The 17,843-nt window shown below is 40.0% G+C and carries 24 protein-coding genes; 8 read left to right on the top strand and 16 right to left on the bottom strand.

Annotation, left to right across the window (positions count from 1 at the left end; translation table 11 throughout):
- The 13 genes from HZC45_06920 to HZC45_06860 form a co-directional block, all read right to left on the bottom strand.
- The coding region (locus HZC45_06920) for a flagellar hook-associated protein FlgK (GenBank protein MBI5682878.1) at window positions 1–249 on the bottom strand (249 nt) is incomplete at its 3' end.
- Between the two features lie 2 nt (window positions 250–251).
- A complete protein-coding gene (locus tag HZC45_06915; protein ID MBI5682877.1) occupies window positions 252–731 on the bottom strand; it encodes a flagellar protein FlgN in 480 nt (159 codons plus the stop codon).
- Between the two features lie 55 nt (window positions 732–786).
- On the bottom strand, window positions 787–1,092 hold the full coding sequence (gene flgM / locus HZC45_06910; GenBank protein ID MBI5682876.1) for a flagellar biosynthesis anti-sigma factor FlgM: 306 nt from the start codon (window positions 1,090–1,092) through the stop codon (window positions 787–789).
- A gap of 102 nt (window positions 1,093–1,194) precedes the next feature.
- On the bottom strand, window positions 1,195–1,992 hold the full coding sequence (locus tag HZC45_06905; GenBank protein MBI5682875.1) for a peptidoglycan DD-metalloendopeptidase family protein: 798 nt from the start codon (window positions 1,990–1,992) through the stop codon (window positions 1,195–1,197).
- Window positions 1,989–3,137: a flagellar basal body P-ring protein FlgI gene (locus HZC45_06900; GenBank protein ID MBI5682874.1), complete on the bottom strand. Its 1,149-nt coding sequence runs from the start codon at window positions 3,135–3,137 to the stop codon at window positions 1,989–1,991. Before HZC45_06900 ends, HZC45_06905 begins: the two co-directional genes overlap by 4 nt.
- A 35-nt stretch (window positions 3,138–3,172) precedes the next feature.
- Complete coding sequence (locus HZC45_06895; protein MBI5682873.1) at window positions 3,173–3,862, bottom strand: flagellar basal body L-ring protein FlgH; 690 nt, start codon at window positions 3,860–3,862, stop codon at window positions 3,173–3,175.
- Window positions 3,863–3,877: 15 nt separating this feature from the next.
- Window positions 3,878–4,366: a flagellar basal body P-ring formation protein FlgA gene (gene flgA / locus HZC45_06890; GenBank protein ID MBI5682872.1), complete on the bottom strand. Its 489-nt coding sequence runs from the start codon at window positions 4,364–4,366 to the stop codon at window positions 3,878–3,880.
- 5 nt (window positions 4,367–4,371) lie between these two features.
- Window positions 4,372–5,160 (bottom strand): flagellar basal-body rod protein FlgG, encoded by a 789-nt coding sequence (gene flgG / locus HZC45_06885; GenBank protein ID MBI5682871.1) that lies wholly within the window; start codon window positions 5,158–5,160, stop codon window positions 4,372–4,374.
- Between the two features lie 18 nt (window positions 5,161–5,178).
- Window positions 5,179–5,388 carry a hypothetical protein gene (locus HZC45_06880; GenBank protein ID MBI5682870.1) on the bottom strand — a complete coding sequence of 70 codons (210 nt, stop codon included), beginning with the start codon at window positions 5,386–5,388 and terminating at the stop codon, window positions 5,179–5,181.
- Between the two features lie 15 nt (window positions 5,389–5,403).
- The gene (locus HZC45_06875; GenBank protein ID MBI5682869.1) at window positions 5,404–5,919 is read right to left on the bottom strand and encodes a flagellar hook basal-body protein; all 516 of its coding nucleotides are present in this window, start codon (window positions 5,917–5,919) and stop codon (window positions 5,404–5,406) included.
- Window positions 5,920–6,127: 208 nt separating this feature from the next.
- Complete coding sequence (locus HZC45_06870; GenBank protein MBI5682868.1) at window positions 6,128–6,385, bottom strand: hypothetical protein; 258 nt, start codon at window positions 6,383–6,385, stop codon at window positions 6,128–6,130.
- Between the two features lie 39 nt (window positions 6,386–6,424).
- On the bottom strand, window positions 6,425–7,276 hold the full coding sequence (locus HZC45_06865; protein ID MBI5682867.1) for an HDOD domain-containing protein: 852 nt from the start codon (window positions 7,274–7,276) through the stop codon (window positions 6,425–6,427).
- Window positions 7,276–9,252, bottom strand: a complete 1,977-nt coding sequence (locus tag HZC45_06860; protein ID MBI5682866.1) for a cation:proton antiporter — start codon at window positions 9,250–9,252, stop codon at window positions 7,276–7,278. The genes HZC45_06865 and HZC45_06860 overlap by 1 nt, the downstream gene beginning before the upstream one ends.
- 158 nt (window positions 9,253–9,410) lie before the next feature.
- Between HZC45_06860 and ybgF the strand changes: the two genes are divergently transcribed.
- From ybgF to HZC45_06820, 8 genes are all read left to right on the top strand, one after another.
- Window positions 9,411–10,214, top strand: coding sequence for a tol-pal system protein YbgF (ybgF, locus tag HZC45_06855; protein MBI5682865.1), 804 nt, complete (start codon window positions 9,411–9,413; stop codon window positions 10,212–10,214).
- Window positions 10,215–10,217: 3 nt separating this feature from the next.
- Window positions 10,218–11,321, top strand: a complete 1,104-nt coding sequence (gene dprA, locus HZC45_06850; GenBank protein MBI5682864.1) for a DNA-protecting protein DprA — start codon at window positions 10,218–10,220, stop codon at window positions 11,319–11,321.
- Window positions 11,322–11,777 (top strand): DUF494 family protein, encoded by a 456-nt coding sequence (locus HZC45_06845; GenBank protein MBI5682863.1) that lies wholly within the window; start codon window positions 11,322–11,324, stop codon window positions 11,775–11,777.
- 1 nt (window position 11,778) lies between these two features.
- Window positions 11,779–12,465 (top strand): riboflavin synthase, encoded by a 687-nt coding sequence (locus tag HZC45_06840; protein MBI5682862.1) that lies wholly within the window; start codon window positions 11,779–11,781, stop codon window positions 12,463–12,465.
- Window positions 12,466–12,468: 3 nt separating this feature from the next.
- On the top strand, window positions 12,469–13,749 hold the full coding sequence (locus HZC45_06835) for a bifunctional 3,4-dihydroxy-2-butanone-4-phosphate synthase/GTP cyclohydrolase II (protein MBI5682861.1): 1,281 nt from the start codon (window positions 12,469–12,471) through the stop codon (window positions 13,747–13,749).
- Window positions 13,750–13,947: 198 nt separating this feature from the next.
- Window positions 13,948–14,415 carry a 6,7-dimethyl-8-ribityllumazine synthase gene (locus HZC45_06830; protein MBI5682860.1) on the top strand — a complete coding sequence of 156 codons (468 nt, stop codon included), beginning with the start codon at window positions 13,948–13,950 and terminating at the stop codon, window positions 14,413–14,415.
- A 79-nt stretch (window positions 14,416–14,494) separates the two neighbouring features.
- Complete coding sequence (gene nusB / locus HZC45_06825) at window positions 14,495–14,914, top strand: transcription antitermination factor NusB (GenBank protein MBI5682859.1); 420 nt, start codon at window positions 14,495–14,497, stop codon at window positions 14,912–14,914.
- A gap of 24 nt (window positions 14,915–14,938) precedes the next feature.
- Window positions 14,939–15,844 carry a DUF3108 domain-containing protein gene (locus tag HZC45_06820; protein MBI5682858.1) on the top strand — a complete coding sequence of 302 codons (906 nt, stop codon included), beginning with the start codon at window positions 14,939–14,941 and terminating at the stop codon, window positions 15,842–15,844.
- Here the strand turns inward: HZC45_06820 and HZC45_06815 are convergent.
- The 3 genes from HZC45_06815 to crcB all read right to left on the bottom strand — a co-directional run bounded on the left by HZC45_06815 (window position 15,841) and on the right by crcB (window position 17,839).
- Entirely contained in the window at window positions 15,841–16,956 is a 1,116-nt protein-coding gene (locus HZC45_06815) for an MFS transporter (GenBank protein ID MBI5682857.1), read from the bottom strand. The two genes, HZC45_06820 and HZC45_06815, sit on opposite strands and share 4 nt — an antisense overlap.
- Before the next feature lie 68 nt (window positions 16,957–17,024).
- The gene (locus tag HZC45_06810) at window positions 17,025–17,372 is read right to left on the bottom strand and encodes a DUF190 domain-containing protein (GenBank protein MBI5682856.1); all 348 of its coding nucleotides are present in this window, start codon (window positions 17,370–17,372) and stop codon (window positions 17,025–17,027) included.
- 101 nt (window positions 17,373–17,473) lie between these two features.
- On the bottom strand, window positions 17,474–17,839 hold the full coding sequence (crcB, locus tag HZC45_06805; GenBank protein MBI5682855.1) for a fluoride efflux transporter CrcB: 366 nt from the start codon (window positions 17,837–17,839) through the stop codon (window positions 17,474–17,476).
- Between the last annotated feature and the right edge of the window lie 4 nt (window positions 17,840–17,843).

Raw genomic sequence — 17,843 nt, 5'->3', positions numbered from 1 at the left:
TGACTCAGATGCATTAAATATATGTGTATTAAGAAAACGGTCATAAACCCTCTCCACATCTGCCACATTTACACCTGTCCCGATATACTTGCCGCTGATGAGGACAGGCTCACCTGCTGATATATTAACCTTCTGCCGTGTATAGCCCGGTGTGTTTATATTGGAGATGTTATGCGCTGTGGTTTGTATGGCAGACTGACTTGCCAGAAGGGCTGTCTTACCTATATTCAAAATGCTGGTAAGTCCCATATTTATACACCCATGGAGTATGAACTATTCATCTTACCTGTTGGCTTGTAGGTCTCAAAGGCAGAAAAATCCTTTAAAAACATAATGGCTGTATTTATATTTTCAATGCCGCGGTTTATGATAACCCTATTCTCCTGATTAAGTTCCTTTACACCTTCTACAAGTGCAAGGAGTTTTGACTGAAGACCTTTTAATAATTCATTGTGCGGCACTCCTATAATCTCTATAACTCTTGACAGATTTACCTTTTTAATATCCTTGTCCGGCAGATTATATGAGACTAAAAGTTGCTCTGCAATGTTGTTACACACATCTTCCAACCCCCTTATTTTAAATGCCAGACTTTCTATCCTCCCGACAAGTTGATACAGTTCATCATTCCTTCTGTTGGCGAGAAGTCTCTTTTCATCCTGAAGCAGGGTTATGAGTTCAATGTAAGATGTAACCTCCTGCTCTAATATGTCAATGAGTCTATTTACCATAACCTTCTCTTAAGGGGACAGTCCCCTTTCCCGCCTTTCGCCTTTCTCGCCTTTTTTACAACACGGTATCTATGAGTGACCTTTTTATTATACTCCGTGCAATCTCTTCGCCTTTGATATTATAGGCATTATTTTCTACTGCCTTCTTTATACTATCAACCTTTTCTGCCCTTATATCCGGAGATGCCTCTACTACCTCTCTTGCCTTCCGAATCTCTTTAGACCTCTGGGATAACTCAACCTTATCCGCCTTATCTTTAGATATGTCTTTGAGATTGGCATCATGTCTTTGGGATATATTATCGGTCCCTTTGAGATAACCTGCCAATTCTACCAATGCACTTTTATCTGTAATCCTCATGTTCACACCTCCAGGATTTTTTCTCTTTATAAGATTATTGTCATAAAACCGACATATTTTTATAAGGAGTCTACCTTTATATCGGTAAATCCTGTCAAAACTTTAACCAAAATTTATCATATTTATAGGATTTACAGCAAATCCCTCTATCCTTACCTCAAAATGAAGGTGCGGCCCCGTTGCCCTCCCTGTCTTACCAACTGCTGCTATTATATCAGAGGTTGTTACCCTGTCGCCTTCTTTCACCATATTCTTCTGATTATGGGCATAACGGGTAAGGTATCCATTATCATGCCTTATCTCAACTATATTTCCATAACCTTCCTTCTCACCGCTGAATATCACTACACCATCCATAGCAGGATGCACTGATGTCCCCTCTTGTGCCGCTATATCAATGCCGCGATGAAATCGTTCTTCACCCACAAACGGGTCTTTTCTTATGCCATAAATGGAACTTATCTCCCCTTTGAGCGGCATATTAAAGACCTTGTCATCCATTTTCTGATACATACTCGCATTATTTGTATGCAACACCTTTTCTGAATCAGTTTTATCCCCTACCCCATCCTTTTTTTGCAACTCTACATTATTTTGTATAGTGGGGATAGATTTTAAATCTGTCCCCATGTTCATCCCCTTAATAATTGTATCCTTTAATCCTATTCCGCCTGCCTTTGCAATAACCTTTGAAATCTCTTCATCCAGCATGCCCCTATACATCTCCTCTGCCTTATTATCTCCGAAAAGATCTGCCTTCATCACACTCTCCCGCATCGTCTTTAACATATAATAGATAAAAACTGACTCAAATTCAGAGGCAGCCTTATCAAGTTCTCTGTCTTTGGTTTCAGTTGGAATAGTATTAAGTCCATTATGGACATCTACCCTGTTTATCATATAATTTCCAGTTCTGACTGAAGGGCCCCTGATGCCTTGATTGCCTGCAAGATTGATATAAGGTCCCTTGGGGTTACACCGATTGCATTCAATGCCCTCACAACATCTCCAAGTGTTGCACCATGCTCAAGGAGTATAAGCCTTGCCTTTTCCTCTTTTATAGTAACCTCCTCCTCAGGCACAGTTACAGTAGAGCCAGAACTAAATGGAGGCGGCTGAGATACCACCTGTTTGGTCTTGATTTCTACACTCAGATTCCCGTGAGACACCGCAATTGTGGAGAGCCTGACATTTTCACCTATAACAATAGTCCCTGTCCTCTCATTTACAATAACCCTTGAAACAGCATCCACAGGCACATCCAGACCTTCAACCCTTGACAGGAATTCTACGAACCGCCCTGTTGTTTTATACTCATCAGGTATTTTAAGTTTGATTTTTGTCCCATCCAGCGGCATTGCTATCCCTGTGCCTAATGTATTATTTATCTTCTGTGCAATCTTATTTGATGTGGTAAAGTCAGGCTGGCTCAAAATCAAAGACAGGTCATCGCTTAATTGAATGGGTATCTCTTTTTCAATAAATCCTCCCCCCGGCACCCTTCCCACCACACTATGATTCTTCTGTACAGATGTCCCTGCCTCACCGCCGCCTATAAAACCGCCTGTAGACACAGGACCTTGAGCAACTACATATATGCTATTGTCAGCCCCGCGAAGAGGTGTAAATAAAAGCGTTCCACCCTGCAAACTCTTTGCGTCACCTATAGAAGAAAGAATAATATCTATCCTGTCCCCTGCCCTTTTGACAGGAGACATTTCTGCTGTTACAATCACAGCAGCAACATTTTTGACCTTGACAGCAGATGGACTTACCTTTATGCCAAATCTGTTAAGCATATTCACAAGGCTCTGGACTGTAAACTCTGTCCCGCTTTTGTCACCTGTCCCATCAAGTCCTACCACAAGTCCATACCCGATAAGCGGGTTAGACCTTATCCCTTCAAAATTTGCAACCTCTTTTATCCTTGCTGCATGGGCAGGTTCTACAGTAAGGAGTAAGGAGTAAGGGGTAAGTAGAAAACAGTAAGCAGTAAAGAGTAAGGAGTAGGAAGTAAAAACATGAAACTTTTTTGCTTTCTGCATACTGCATACTGCATACTGTTTACTGTTTACTGTTTTTAAAATGGCCATATATTATCCAATATCCTTGTCAGCCACCCAGGGCTTTGTTTATCTGCAAGGACACCATAACCAGAAAGTTCCAGTCTTAAATCAGATATGACATCTGAAGAGATTGCATTAGTAGATGATATATCTTCAGGTCTTGCAATACCTGAAATAATAATATGCTGTTTTTCATTATTAACAGTGGTCTCTTTTCTGCCTTCTATGTATAGATTACCGTTTGGGAGAATTTCTATAACCCTTGCTGATATGGTGGCTGTGATTTCCCCTTTCCTCTCTGTAGTACCGCTGCCATCCAACTTATTTGTATGACCTCCTTTTACTGTTGGGCTAAAGGACTTGCCCAGTTCCATAAAGTTTTCCATCTTAAAGTTAAGAGGCATACCAAAAAGGTCTGTAACAGAGGCATCCTCACTGGTTGTTCTGCCGGTAGATGTGGTTGCCTCCCCCTTTGCCGCTGTCTTTTCAACAATTGTGATTGTAACCATATCTCCGACATCCCTTGCCCTGAAATCTGCAAAAAATCTATTCCGTGAATTCTCCCCTGTCCAGATAGAGCCTCGGCTCTTTTCTACAGATATATCTCTATGGATTGGGACAGACCTTAAATCCACCTTTTCATAGGTTGGTGCAGCACACCCATAAACAGCAATAACAAATAAAAAACCAGACATTATTTTCACAATAATTCCCCTTAATCAAAAATCTATCTTTACAATACCGGGCTCTATAATCTTACCGCTCAGTATCTTGCCTGATGATATATTTTCAACCCTTACAACAGACCCCAGACCGCCGTCTTCCTTTAGTTTTCCTTTTGTAGAAACCCTCACATTATCCTTTTCTGCAATCAGTATAACAGTATCGCCCTTTTTAACAGCCATACTTACACCTTCCTGCAGATAATCTTTTTTTATAACATTATTTGCACCAATAGGCCTTTTAACCTTTCTGCCGATTACATCACGCAGTTCAGTCATGTCCCTATCATCTCTATACTTAATATGAGTTACCTTAACATCCCCTTCTTTAATAATATGGTCTAAACCAAGGGGTTCTACCGCCGCAACTACTGCAAATTCTTTTTTATCTTCAACTGCAAAGGCATTTACAGGGCATAGAAAACCACCCGCAAGATAAATTATGAATAAAAATTTATAATTTGTAATTTGTAATTTGTAATTCATTTTAACTACCTCTTAAGGTTATTTGCTATCTGCAGCATATCATCCGCTGTCTGTATTGATTTGGAATTTATCTCATAAGCCCTTTGTGCCACAATCATATTCACCATCTCTTCTACAACACTCACATTACTCATCTCCAGAAAACCCTGTGTAATTGTGCCGAGTCCGCTCTCACCAGGAACACCTGTCTGCGGGTCGCCTGATGAGTCGGTTCTTATAAACAGGTTCCTGCCTATTGCCTTAAGCCCTGCAGGGTTAATAAACCTTGTAAGTTCAATATTACCAACCTCTTCAGTCGCAGAAGAACCTGCCCTGCTTACCGATACTATGCCGTCTGAACTCACGGTTATACTGGTTGCATCTGCTGGTATTGTAATGGCTGGATCAAGTAGATGCCCGTCAGATGTTACAATATTCCCGTCCTTATTTAATTTGAATGTGCCGTCCCTTGTATATGCAGTATTTCCACCAGGCGTGGTTATCTGAAAAAAACCGTCACCTTCAACAGCCATATCCAGAGTATTGCCTGTCTTTTGAAAGTTGCCCATTGTAAAGATTTTCTGGGTTGCCACAGGCCGAACACCTAACCCAATCTGAATCCCTGTAGGAATCTGTGTTGTAGGAGAAGATGCTGCACCCGGAATCTTCATATCCTGATACAAAAGATCTTCAAAATCAGCACGGTTCCTTTTGAAACCAACGGTATTCACATTAGCAAGGTTATTGGAAATCATATCAATATGTAACTGCTGTGCCTCCATACCTGTTGATGCTATCCATAATGACCTTAACATACATCCCTCCTCTTTTATTTATAGTCCAACAATCTCAAGGGCATTCAATATCTTCAGCCTTGTTCTGTTGTTATCTTCCAGCACTGAAACCGCATTTCTAATCTTATCTGTCAAAAACATCCTCACAGAACCGGGTATCTCCATACTTTCTTCTTTCACTATTTGTAAGAAGGCATTTTCATCTCTTGTAGCAATCTCCAACAGTCTGTAGTTAAATCTGTTTGACATATCTACCTCCTAATCCTAACTTGTAAGTTTTATTACACTGTCTGCAATATCATCAATCCTGTTGCCGCCTACACTAATTGTCCCATCTTCAGCAACAGACACTCCACCCTGTGTCAATGTTATGACGCCATTTTCACCTAATACATTGTTACCATCCTTTGTTTTTAATCTGCCATCCTTATCTATTACAAAATCACCCCTCTTGGCATATCTCTCACCATCAGGGGTTGCTATGACAAAAAAACCATTCCCACTGATTGCAAAGTCAAGTGGATTGCCTGTCTTACTGATTAGTCCCTGCTCAAAATCTGTATAGATATTTCCACTACTTATATTGACAAATACCCTTTCAGGGGTCATACTGGCAGCCCTGTAAAGAGCAGGGTTTGAATCAGCCTGATATATACTAAATATAGGTGTATCTTTCTTAAAACCTACAACACTGCTGCCTGCCAAATTATTGGCAATAACATCACTACTTCTTGCAGCATTAATAGCGCCAACCGCAGCAACATATATCCCTCTATTCATAGGTAACCTCCTGCCTAATTTATAAAGCAATAGATATGCCAATTTCTTTAAATGTATTAATTTGACATAGAAACCATTTAAAAACAGGAGGTTGTAAGGGCTGGGGTATGAACTATTTTTAAAAGACAGGGAAATTATAAACCAAACTATTAGCAAGTTCTTTACTTATAGGCAAATTTTACCGTGTGCAAGGGCATTTTAAGGATAGTTAGATGACCACATCTATCTTTCTTTCGTCTTCGCCGCCTTCGTCAATCTGTTTGAGATTACTACTGCTTCTAATATTCTTCTTTTTCTCCTGCCCCTTGCCTTTTTCTCTGTGTGTAGAAAGGGCGATTTCACTAAAAGGCGACGGCATATTCCTGCCTTCCTCAGGTCTTGGGGTAACCTCTTTTACCTTATCCACCTTGCCAGTCTGTGCTATCTGGATAAGATTTCCCATTATCTTTGCAATCTCATCAACCATATTTATTTTATCGGCAGATGTTAACAAAAACTGTAATTGCTACCAGTCTTTTTCTTCCTGATAAATCTGATTAACCCTTTTCATGAGTTCAAATATACCATCTTCAGAAAGCCCAATACCATTGAGCGTCTTATCAAATGACAGGTCAAACCCGCTGGGCATCTTATAACCAAAACCTATGCCTGATTTATAGCACAATATATCTGACAGATATACTATTGATGTGAGTTTATAAAGGTATGGATCGTCTTTTATAAAAAATTCTGGGGTATCCTGATAAAGAATTATTTTTTCATAAATCTCAGGAAAGTTCCATTTTTTAACAACCAGTACCCCAACATCTTTATGCGTGAATCCAAACACCTCTTTTTCTGCTTGAAGCAGGGATATGTTTCCCATTGAAAACCTATGCATAACCTTCTTGAATTCATCAGGCCTTTCATTATTCATAATAACTGCGCCCACATTGTGCAAGAGACCCAACATATAGGCATCTTCAATATCAGGGAATTTTGCCATCTCTGCAATGCCCCTTGAAGAAATGCCTGCAAGGATAGAATGTTCCCATAGAAGCTTCTCTGTCATGCCAAACCTTTTATATATACCCCGCAGAGATGCGCTAAAGACTATACTTTTTATAATCCTGAAACCCAGAACCATTATTGACTGGGATATATTCTTTATCTGTCCCCTGTAGCCATAGAATGCAGAGTTTGAAATCCGCAGGAGCCTCAAGGCTAAAGACGGGTCCAATTCTATAACCGCCTGAATCTGTGATTCTGTAGTATTAGGGTTATCCATTAAACGAATAACCTTTTCTGCAACCAGCGGCATAACAGGGATTTCATTTACCATCTCTGACAGGGAATATAAACTATTGTCTTGAAACATCAGATACCTCCCTTTAGCAAATTAACCGCACTCTCCATTTCTGCATGACTTCCGAGCATTACCAGAATATCGCCTGCCTCTATCATAAAGTCAGGGGGCGGGTTTGCCTTTGCCCTTTGTCTTCTGATAACAGCAATAATAGAAACCCCTGTCCTTTTACGAAATTCCATCTGAGACAGTGTTTTATTCACAGCATATGAACCTTCTTGCACAAAAAATGTATCTGAAATCGTTGCTGCAAGGATGGACGAGAGTTCCATAATCCTGTCCCTTGCTATAGAAGGTGTCCGCAGCATTGCATAACCTTGCTGACGAACAAGTTCTATCTGATTCTGAATAACATTTTGAGGGATATGATATTCTCTTAAAACCCGTGCAAATATCTCTATAGATGTCTCAAACTCCTCTGCAATCACCTGATTCGCCCCAAGTTTATAAAGTTCTTGAACCTCTTCAGTATAGCGGGTTCTTACAATTATATAAACAGACGAATTTATGTCCCTTGAAATCCTGACCGTCCTTCTGGTAGTAACAGGGTCTGATATGGCAACAACCACCATCCTCGCATTTCCTATGCCCACCTTTTTCATTACCTCAGGATGGCTTGCATCCCCAAATATAGCCCTGTGTCCCTCTTTTTTAGCCTTTCTTATGCGGTTTATATCTATATCCATAACAATATAATGTATACCCCCATCCTTTAATACCCTTGCAAGATTCTGACCATTTAAACCGTATCCCACTATGATTACATGGTCTGTCAGGGTTGTCTTTCTGGATGGTTCAGAGAGTTTAGATTCCCTTATTCTAAAAATATTGGCAATACTTAAGGCAATCTCCTGACTCTTCTGGAAAAGAAACGGGGTAACTGCCATTGTAACAATAGAACTTGCCAGAAGGGTTTGATAGAGATCTTTGCTCATGAGCCCATAGGTCTCGCCTATCTTCATAAGGAGAAAGGAAAATTCACCTATATTAGAAAGTCCTAAACCTACAATTATTATCATGCGAAGCGGGTATCTTAATATCTGCCCTGCTGCCACAATAATAAAGGTCTTGAAGACAATAATACCAACAGAAATAGGTAATATCTTATGGATATTACTAATGAAATAGTTTAACTCAAGGAGCATGCCTATTGATATAAAAAATAAACTCGTAAACACATCCTTAAAGGGCAGGATTTCTGCTGTTATCTGATGGCTGTATTCAGATTCAGATATCACAATCCCTGCAATGAATGCCCCTAGCGCAATAGGAAGTCCGAGCCTTGATGTAAACCATGCAATACCCAGACAGACAAAGAGTATTGTTAGGATAAAGACCTCTCTGCTGCGCAATTTCACCACCTGATGAATAAGCCTTGGAGCAAGTATATAAGACAAAAGCAAAACAAGTATTATGGATAAGACAGCATATAAAAGGGTCTTTACAATGTAAGTGAGTGTCGCATCTTGTGTGCCGCCCAGACCCTGCAGAATAATAACCATCGGGATAACGCTCAAATCCTGAACTATGCAGATACTAAGTGCAAGCCTGCCGTGAGGGGAATCTATCTCCCCTCTATCATCAAGGATTTTCAATATGATGGCGGTAGAGGAATGGGCTATGACAAAACCAAGTAGTATAGATACAGGAAGAGATATATTTAATAGATTTGCTATTATGACTACAAGTGCAGCAGTAAAGATGATTTGAAAACTACCTACACCTATTACCTCCCTGCCAACCCTCTTTATACTTGCTATAGACAATTCCATGCCTATTGTAAAAAGGAGGAGGACAATGCCAATCTGCGCCAATAGTTCAACGGACTCTACATTTGTTACAAGCCGAAGTCCATAAGGACCAATCAAAATCCCTGTTACAAGAAAACCTATAATGGTTGGCAGCCCAATCCTGTGAAAGATGACCAGAACAATAATGGATGCGGCGAATAAAATAACTATGTCTCTAAGAAGCGGGATACCTTCCATACCATACCCTGTCCTATAAAAGTAGTATCGGCTAAATAGTAAAGAAGGTTATAGATATTGTCAATCTGAAAAAGTTTTTCTCTTGACAAAACAGATAAAAGGGGATTAAGTCTTAAGGCAATCTTTAACCTTAAAAGCCGTATTCGTCAGGAGGTAATATGCAGCACATTAATATCCACAATATCATAGGAACTGTAATTGTTGTATACATGCTCGCAATTATATCCGGGTGCGGTGAAATGCAAAGGCGTGAACTGATAATAAATGACCTGCGGGAAAATATTTGGAAACTTAATAAGTCTGAATCAGAATATAAGACCAGGGTTGAAGAACTTAATAGTAAAGTTTCCACACTTCAGGAAAGATTATCCAGCACAGAAGAAGGACTTAAAACCGCTGATAAGGAGATTGACGAACTAAAAACAATGTCAATACCTGTAAAGCCTCCTGAAGAACTTAAGGTTGTAAAGATTACCCCTGAAGAAACTATAAAAAAGGAACCTGCAAAGATTGAACAAGTAAAGGAAGAACAAAAGGTAAAAGAAACTAAACCTGTTCAAACCCCTGCATCACAAAAGGATGAAATCATCCCTGCTGCGGAAATACTCTATCGCGAGGCTCATGAACTTTACAAGGCAAGAAGACTTGAAGAAGCCATATCCAGATTCAGAAAGATGATACAGCACTATCCAAAAAGTCCGCTTGCTGACAATGCCTATTATTGGATAGGAGAGGCATATTATTCAAATAAGGATTTTGTAAAGGCACTCAATGAGTTCAAAAAGGTTTTAGAGATTTATCCTGATGAAAATAAGGCACCTGATGCCATGCTCAAGATTGGTCTTACTCATCTGGAGATGGGTGACAAGAATAAGGCACGGGAATCTTTTAAAAAATTGACTGAAAGATACCCAAGAAGCGATGCTGCGGACAAGGCAAAGGTAAGACTTAAAGAAAAGTGATAGATGGGTAAACCTTTTAAGTCAGGAGATATAAGGTTCTGGCTTGGACTGAATAATGTCCCCAATATAAAAAAGTCAGTCTATAAAAACCTTATACAGAATTTTGGCAGTGCATATAATGTATTCAAGGCATCTGTAGAAGAACTTTCTTTAGTAACAGATTTCAAGACAGCACAGGAGATAAAAAGGTTTAATGGATGGGAAAAGATAGATAAAGAAATTGAACTGCTCAAAAAACATAGTATATCTGTTATAACAATAAGTGACAGCAAATATCCCAAAAATCTCCTTTCTATAAATGACCCGCCCCAATATCTTTATGTAAAGGGCATCATACAGGAATATGACAGACTTGCCATAGCAGTAGTCGGCACAAGGGCGCCAAGTTATTATGGAACTACTGTGGCAGAAAAAATAGCACAGGAACTGGCACAGTACGGTGTTACAGTTGTAAGCGGACTTGCAAGGGGGATTGACAGCGCAGCCCACAGGGGCGCTTTATCAGGTAAAGGCAGGACTATTGCCGTCCTCGGCTGCGGTATAGATATTGTATATCCAAGGGAAAATAAAAAACTCTTTGAAGAAATCGCTGAAAAGGGCGCAGTTATATCAGAATTTCCTATAGGCACACCTCCGCTGCCGCACAATTTTCCATTAAGAAACAGGATAATAAGCGGTCTGTCTCTGGGCGTTCTGGTTGTAGAGGCATCTTTAAGAAGCGGCTCACTTATTACAGCCCGCCTTGCCCTTGAATACAATAGAGATGTCTTCTGCATACCGGGGGCAATAACATCTGACAGGAGCAAGGGGACTAACAAACTTATAAAGGATGGGGCAAAACTTGTAGAGTCTGTAAAAGATATACTTGAAGATTTTTATGAAATAAGAGAAAATAGGAAAAAAGAGGGTGGCAACAATCTTTCTCTTTCAAAAGAAGAGTCAAAGGTATTAGATTTACTTGATGGAGGGCCCATTCAGATAGATACAATAATACAAAGGACTCATCTATCACCTGCTGAAATAAGCACACTCCTTCTGGAGATGGAGATAAAGGGTCTTATAGAGCAGCAGCCGGGCAAGATATTTTACAGAAGACAGGGGGAATAAATGCAAAAGAAGGTTTGGGAGATTATCTCAATGCTCATTCAATATCTGATTGAGGAGGGTGAGATAGGCAGTGAAAAGATGTGGAAGATGTCGCTTAATCTTCAAGGCTATTCATCGGAAGATATTGATACTGCAATCGCATGGTTAAGGAGTGTATTGATTGACAGGGACGCAATAGTAATGAATAACTCTGTCAGGGTCTTTGCCCCTTTTGAAAAGACCCGACTCTCAAAGGATGCACAGGATTTCCTTATAAGATTAAAGGAGATGGGATTTATTGACAGTAAACTTCAGGAAGAGATAATAGAAAGGGCGCTCCTCCTTGATGTTCCGCAAATCAGAAAAGAGGAGATAAAGGCAATCTCCGCAATAATGCTTTCTATAAGTTCAAAAAAGGGATGGCAGGAAAAGGCATTAAAGATTATTGAAGAAAACTTAAGCGGCACCTTAAATTAGCATGTTTACAGGAATAATACAATCTACAGGAAAAGTAAGGGATGTTAAAAAAGGGGGAAACTCCTGCATGATTTCTATTAGTGTAAACCTTGATTTCAATATGAATGATGCTGTTATTGGCGATAGTATTGCAGTTGATGGCACCTGCCGTACAGTTATTGAAAAGGGGAAATGTGGTTTTACTGCCTATGTATCAGAAGAGACCATAAGACTTACAACACTCGCATCTGCAAGAAATGGCATGACTGTAAATCTTGAAAAGGCTTTAAAGGTGTCTGACAGGATTGGAGGTCATATCATTACAGGGCATGTTGACGCAACAGGTATTATTACAGAAAAAAGGGTTAGCGATGAGTCTGCTGTCATGGGATTTAGTATCCCGGAAGAACTGGCAAGGCAGGTTGTAAAAAAGGGGGCAATTGCAGTTGACGGCATAAGCCTGACAGTTGCTGAAAGAACTGACATAGGTTTTACTGTCCACATCATACCCCATACCCTGAAGGCAACTACACTTGGGATAAAAACCATAGGTAATAGGGTAAATATAGAAACTGACATCATAGGCAAATATGTGGAAAGGCTTTTGCTTCCATACATGGAAGTTACAGAAACAACAGGCAAGAAATTAGGGACAAGTAATCTTGATACAGAGTTTTTAATAAGGCATGGATTCATTGGCAAGGAGTAAGATATGGCTATTAAAAGGGTTGAAGATGCAATAAGGGATATAAAAGAAGGCAGGATGGTTATCCTCGTTGACGATGAAGACAGAGAGAATGAGGGTGACATAGTGATTGCTGCAGAAAAGGTAACCCATGATACAATAAACTTCATGGCAAGATACGCAAGGGGACTTATATGCCTTGCCATTACAGAAGAGACGGCTGACAAATTGGATTTACAGCCCATGGTCAATGAGAATACATCGCTTCATAAAACTGCATTTACCATATCAATAGATGCAAAAAAGGGGACAACTACCGGTATCTCAGCACATGACAGGGCTTTGACAATACTTACTGCGATTAAGGATGATGCAAAACCAGAGGATTTGGCAAGACCCGGACATATATTCCCTTTGCGGGGAAGAAAGGGCGGTGTTCTTGTCCGGACAGGGCAGACAGAAGGCTCAATAGACTTGGCAAGACTTGCGGACATGAAACCTGCAGGTGTTATATGCGAAATCATGAAGGATGACGGCACAATGGCAAGGCTGCCTGATTTGGAGGTATTTGCAAAAGAATATAACCTTAAAATTGTTACAGTTGCAGATATTGTGGAATACAGGTTGAGAAAGGAAAGGCTGGTCAGGAGGACAGCAGTTACTATACTCCCCACCCGATACGGCGGTGAATTTACAGCCATTGCCTATGAAAATGATGTTGATTTCCATGAGCATCTTGCACTTGTAAAGGGCGATATAGTGCCTTCCGAGCCTACACTTGTAAGGGTGCATTCAGAATGTCTTACCGGTGATGTATTTGGTTCAGAAAGATGCGACTGCGGGGACCAATTGAAATGTTCAATGAAGATGATAGAAAGGGCAGGCAAGGGAGTTGTCCTGTATATGCATCAGGAAGGCAGGGGTATAGGGCTTGTAAACAAATTAAAGGCATATGCCCTTCAGGATAAGGGGCTGGATACGGTGGAGGCAAATGAAAGGCTTGGTTTCAAGGCTGACTTGAGGGATTATGGCATAGGCGCTCAGATACTCCTTGATTTGGGTGTAAGAAAGATGAAACTTATGACTAACAACCCAAAGAAGATTGTCGGACTTGAAGGGTATGGACTGGAGATTATTGAAAGGGTTCCAATAGAGGTCCATGCACATGAAAGAAATATTGACTATTTGAGAACTAAAAAAGAAAAGATGGGTCATATAATTGGAAATCTGGAAATAGTTTCAGGTAGTGCAAAAAATGGTTGTTGTGCAAATAATATACACGGCATCATACCCAAAAATAGACATTGATTTTTGGGGAAACCTGCAAGTTGGCTGCCAGACGAGGCAGCGGACAATTTTTGAGACGAGCCGTATGTTCACCGATACGGTGAGGAACAAAAATTGGCCGATAACGAAGTATGGCAGCCAAATCGCAGGTTTGTCCAATAGCGAGGTTTTTAATCGCTATTTTACGGGTCATAAATAAATTATAAAAAGGGGGATATTATGCCAAAGGTCATAGAAGGCAATCTGTCTGCAAAGGGTTTAAAGTTTGCAATTGTTTTAAGCAGATTTAATGACTTTATCGGAGAGAAATTAAAAGAAGGGGCTGTAGACACACTCATCCGCAGCGGTGCAGATGACAAAGATATAGATGTAATAAAGGTCCCTGGTTCTTTTGAAATGCCTGTTATTGTAAAAAAACTGATTGAAAAGGGCAAATACGATGCTGTTATATGCCTTGGTGTAATCATCCGTGGAGCAACACCTCATTTTGAGTATGTAGCAAGTGAGGCAGCAAAGGGGATTGCAAGGGTATCTATTGACACAGGGGTCCCTGTATCATTTGGTATAATCACTTCTGACAATATAGAACAGGCAATTGAAAGGGCTGGCACAAAATCAGGAAATAAAGGCAGGGATGCAGCACTATCCGCAGTAGAAATGGCAAATCTGTTAAGGGAAATAAAATAAAAACAGGTGTTAGGTGTCAGGTGTTAGTAAAACCTGAAACCTGAAGCCTAGAACCTGAGAAACCTTAACCCTAAAGAAAATGGGCAGCAGAAGACATGCCAGAGAACTGGCGCTACAGGTTCTTTATCAATTAGATGTGAAGGGAAACTGCGATACTTATGACACCCTTACCCTTCAAGTAAAACCATCTTATCCTGAAACAATACATGATTATATTCATAAACTTGTAGATGGTGTTAGAAAATACAGAGATGAAATTGATGTAATTATTGAGGCATATTCAGAGAATTGGTCTTTAAACCGTATGGCAATAATTGACAGAAATATCTTAAGGCTTGCTATATTTGAAATACTTTACTGTAGAGATATCCCATATAAAGTTGCCATAGATGAGGCAGTGGAACTTGGAAAGAAATTCGGCACAGAGGAGTCCAGTGCCTTTATAAATGGGATATTGGACAGGATTGCCAAAGAAAAACCAAAGGCTGTCAACCAATAATCTTTCGTATATTTAACGTTAAAAATGAACAGGCGAAACTTTTTAATAAATATTGCTGCTATTTTTTTAGGGGCCTTTGCACTCCTTTGGTTTCCATTCACGAAACTACAGCAATTATTTGCTGCCCAAAGGATTTTTAATACAGCCCCGCCTCTTAAACCTTTACCCACGAGTTCACAAACCACTATTGGTGAGGCATTTGATGGAGAAGAACTTACATACGATATAGGCTTCTGGTTATTTGATAAGGCTGCAATAGGTCATATTAGTCTAAAGAGAAAAGATGACGGCAGATATATTGCAACCCTTCAGGCAGAGACCCTAGGCGTAATAGGCTGGGTAACAAGGCATAGAAAAGACACCTATATTGCCTATATGGAAGAGGCGGATAATGGCAAAAGGTTTGTAACGAATATATTTGACAAGACCGTTACAATCGGAGGCAGAACAAGTCGCACTGTTACTAAACTTGATTACAAAAAAAGGTTCATGTCGTGGAAGTCATGGAAAAAGGATAAGACCATAGAAGAAAAAGAAGAAGAAATCCTGCCTGATACAATATATGATGACCCACTTGCTGCCTTTTATAATTTCAGGTTCGGCACATACGGGCCTATTGAGGAAGGCAGGGAATATTATATCACCACATTCCCCAAAAATGGCGAAAAGACAATGTATATAAAGATTGCGGCAAAGGAAGAAAAAAACAGAAGAATCCACAGCAGCCCTGATGATGTTGACTATCTTGCAGATGTTATTATAGACAAGGAACTCTTCGGCTCTCAGACAGGTCGTGTTGAGGCATTTTTCTCAAAGGAGATGATACCAACAGGCGGGATTGTAAAGGATATGATATTCTTTGGTGATGTGAGGGGAATCCTTGTTGAGATGAAATCGAAACTTGCCTTCAAAAAAGAGAGAGGCATTTAATGTTGTCTTCTGTTTCTTATCAAAACAATAAAAAGCACTGCTGATAAAATACCTGTTAGCGCACCATAGAAAAATGTTGCATGGGGTCCAATTCTATCCCACAAAAATCCGCCAATGATACTTGCAGGCAGTAAGGCAAATCCAACAACCATGTGATAGATGCCAAAGGCAGTTGCCTTTCTTTCAGGCGGTGACAGTGTTGCAAGATATGCCCTCTGAGTCCCTTCGCTCATGCCCTTGAATACACCGTATATACAGAAGAGAAACAGGACATGATATGCGGAATCTGCCAGTCCAAAGCCAAGATAGACAGCAGCATAAAGGATGAAACTTAAGATAATCGTCTTTCTAAATCCTATTTTGTCTGCGAGTATACCAAGCGGCATAGATGACATGGAGTACACAAGGTTAAATAAGAGATAAACTACAGGTATATATTCCTTATCCACACCAAGATTTTCTGCCCGAAGTATCAGGAATGCGTCGCTTGTATTGCCAATAGAAAATAATGCAATCACAATCATATAATGACGGAAATTACCGTCAAAATCTTTGATTGTGAGTTTTGGGAGTTTTGCAAGTTCATCCCGGGATTTTCTCTTTTCAGTGATAAAGAATATTATCAGGGCAACTGCTATAAGACCCGGTATCATAGAGAGCCAGAAAATAAGTCTAAAGTTATTTGAAAATATCAGCAAAAGGAAAAAGGCAATAGCAGGTCCTATAACAGCACCGACTGTATCCATTGCCCTGTGAAATCCAAATGCCTTTCCAAGATTATTAGTTTCAACAGAGTCTGCTATTATTGCATCCCGTGGTGCTGTTCTAATGCCTTTGCCTAACCTGTCTATAAACCTTGCTGCAAGGACTTGTGACCATGATACAGATAGTCCCATTATAGGTCTGCTTAAAACAGAGACGCCGTAACCAAGACCCATCAAAAGTTTGCGTCTTCCCAATTTGTCTGACAGATATCCGGAAAAGACCTTGAGTATGCTTGCTGTAGATTCTGCAACGCCTTCTATAATGCCTATTGTGGTCTTTGTTGTTCCGAGGATAGTGGCAAGGAAAAGCGGGACAAGGGGATATATCATCTCAGAGGATATATCCATGAAAAGGCTTACTAAACCTGCGACAAAGACATTTTTTTGAAAACCGAAGATTTTTCTTTCGTTAGTAATTATTTTTTCTCACCCTTGTATGTGTATTTTATAACCTTAACCTTTTCCATTGTAATTAAGCCCTCCTGAACCATCTCATCAAGTCTGGGGAGTATGCTGTCTATCTTTTCCTGTGCATCCACAACCTCTATTACTATTGGCAAATCATGGGAGAGTTCAAGGATATGGTCTGTATGATAAACGCTGTGCGCGCCAAAACCTGCTATGCCTTTAAATACTGTAGCGCCTGCAAGTTTTTCTTCCCTGAGTAAATCAATGATTGCCTTGTATAAGGGCTGTCTGCCGTAGGTATCCATCTCCCCTATAAATATCCTCATGAGGATTTGCTCGCCTGTCATCTTTGTCATAATATACCTCCTATGAATAATGCAATCAAGGCTAAAGCCTTGAGTTACAATATGTGGTAACTCAAACCTTTAGGTTTGAGATTTTCATGGTACCTCCTGCATTAAATTATCTTTGCCAGAATTATTCCAAACCATACTGCAAAAAGACATAAAAAAAGATTTAATACAATATTTGCTCCTGCAAGAAACAAACTGCCGTCCTCTAGAAGTTTGTATGTCTCATAACTGAATGTGGAAAATGTGGTGAATGCACCGAGAAAGCCAATTGTAAATGCTATGCGAAGTTCATCTGATATAAGAGCGCTTCTTATGCTTAATTCCATTATAAGCCCAAGAAGGAATGAGCCAATTACATTAACTAAAAGCGTTCCATGCGGGAGGGTTGTGCCAAACAATTTATATGTCCAGCCCGACAGGAGATACCTTGCTATCGAACCAAAAAAACCTCCCAAACCAATTAAAGAGATTAAC

This window comes from Deltaproteobacteria bacterium (genome assembly GCA_016223005.1).
GTDB lineage: Bacteria > Desulfobacterota > GWC2-55-46 > UBA9637 > GWC2-42-11 > JACRPW01.
The sequence above is the reverse complement of the archived record's forward strand: the minus strand, read 5'-3'. Positions and strand labels throughout refer to the sequence as shown.

Bases quoted from the DNA above. Each gene is read 5' to 3' on its own strand.
- HZC45_06915 (MBI5682877.1), bottom strand. From the start codon at position 731: ATGGTAAATAGACTCATTGACATATTAGAGCAGGAGGTTACATCTTAC.
- flgM (MBI5682876.1), bottom strand. From the start codon at position 1,092: ATGAGGATTACAGATAAAAGTGCATTGGTAGAATTGGCAGGTTATCTC.
- HZC45_06905 (MBI5682875.1), bottom strand. From the start codon at position 1,992: ATGATAAACAGGGTAGATGTCCATAATGGACTTAATACTATTCCAACT.
- HZC45_06900 (MBI5682874.1), bottom strand. From the start codon at position 3,137: ATGCAGAAAGCAAAAAAGTTTCATGTTTTTACTTCCTACTCCTTACTC.
- flgA (MBI5682872.1), bottom strand. From the start codon at position 4,366: ATGAATTACAAATTACAAATTACAAATTATAAATTTTTATTCATAATT.
- flgG (MBI5682871.1), bottom strand. From the start codon at position 5,160: ATGTTAAGGTCATTATGGATAGCATCAACAGGTATGGAGGCACAGCAG.
- HZC45_06880 (MBI5682870.1), bottom strand. From the start codon at position 5,388: ATGTCAAACAGATTTAACTACAGACTGTTGGAGATTGCTACAAGAGAT.
- HZC45_06875 (MBI5682869.1), bottom strand. From the start codon at position 5,919: ATGAATAGAGGGATATATGTTGCTGCGGTTGGCGCTATTAATGCTGCA.
- HZC45_06870 (MBI5682868.1), bottom strand. From the start codon at position 6,385: ATGGTTGATGAGATTGCAAAGATAATGGGAAATCTTATCCAGATAGCA.
- HZC45_06865 (MBI5682867.1), bottom strand. From the start codon at position 7,276: ATGTTTCAAGACAATAGTTTATATTCCCTGTCAGAGATGGTAAATGAA.
- HZC45_06860 (MBI5682866.1), bottom strand. From the start codon at position 9,252: ATGGAAGGTATCCCGCTTCTTAGAGACATAGTTATTTTATTCGCCGCA.
- ybgF (MBI5682865.1), top strand. From the start codon at position 9,411: ATGCAGCACATTAATATCCACAATATCATAGGAACTGTAATTGTTGTA.
- dprA (MBI5682864.1), top strand. From the start codon at position 10,218: ATGGGTAAACCTTTTAAGTCAGGAGATATAAGGTTCTGGCTTGGACTG.
- HZC45_06845 (MBI5682863.1), top strand. From the start codon at position 11,322: ATGCAAAAGAAGGTTTGGGAGATTATCTCAATGCTCATTCAATATCTG.
- HZC45_06840 (MBI5682862.1), top strand. From the start codon at position 11,779: ATGTTTACAGGAATAATACAATCTACAGGAAAAGTAAGGGATGTTAAA.
- HZC45_06835 (MBI5682861.1), top strand. From the start codon at position 12,469: ATGGCTATTAAAAGGGTTGAAGATGCAATAAGGGATATAAAAGAAGGC.
- HZC45_06830 (MBI5682860.1), top strand. From the start codon at position 13,948: ATGCCAAAGGTCATAGAAGGCAATCTGTCTGCAAAGGGTTTAAAGTTT.
- nusB (MBI5682859.1), top strand. From the start codon at position 14,495: ATGGGCAGCAGAAGACATGCCAGAGAACTGGCGCTACAGGTTCTTTAT.
- HZC45_06820 (MBI5682858.1), top strand. From the start codon at position 14,939: ATGAACAGGCGAAACTTTTTAATAAATATTGCTGCTATTTTTTTAGGG.
- HZC45_06815 (MBI5682857.1), bottom strand. From the start codon at position 16,956: ATGGATATATCCTCTGAGATGATATATCCCCTTGTCCCGCTTTTCCTT.
- HZC45_06810 (MBI5682856.1), bottom strand. From the start codon at position 17,372: ATGACAAAGATGACAGGCGAGCAAATCCTCATGAGGATATTTATAGGG.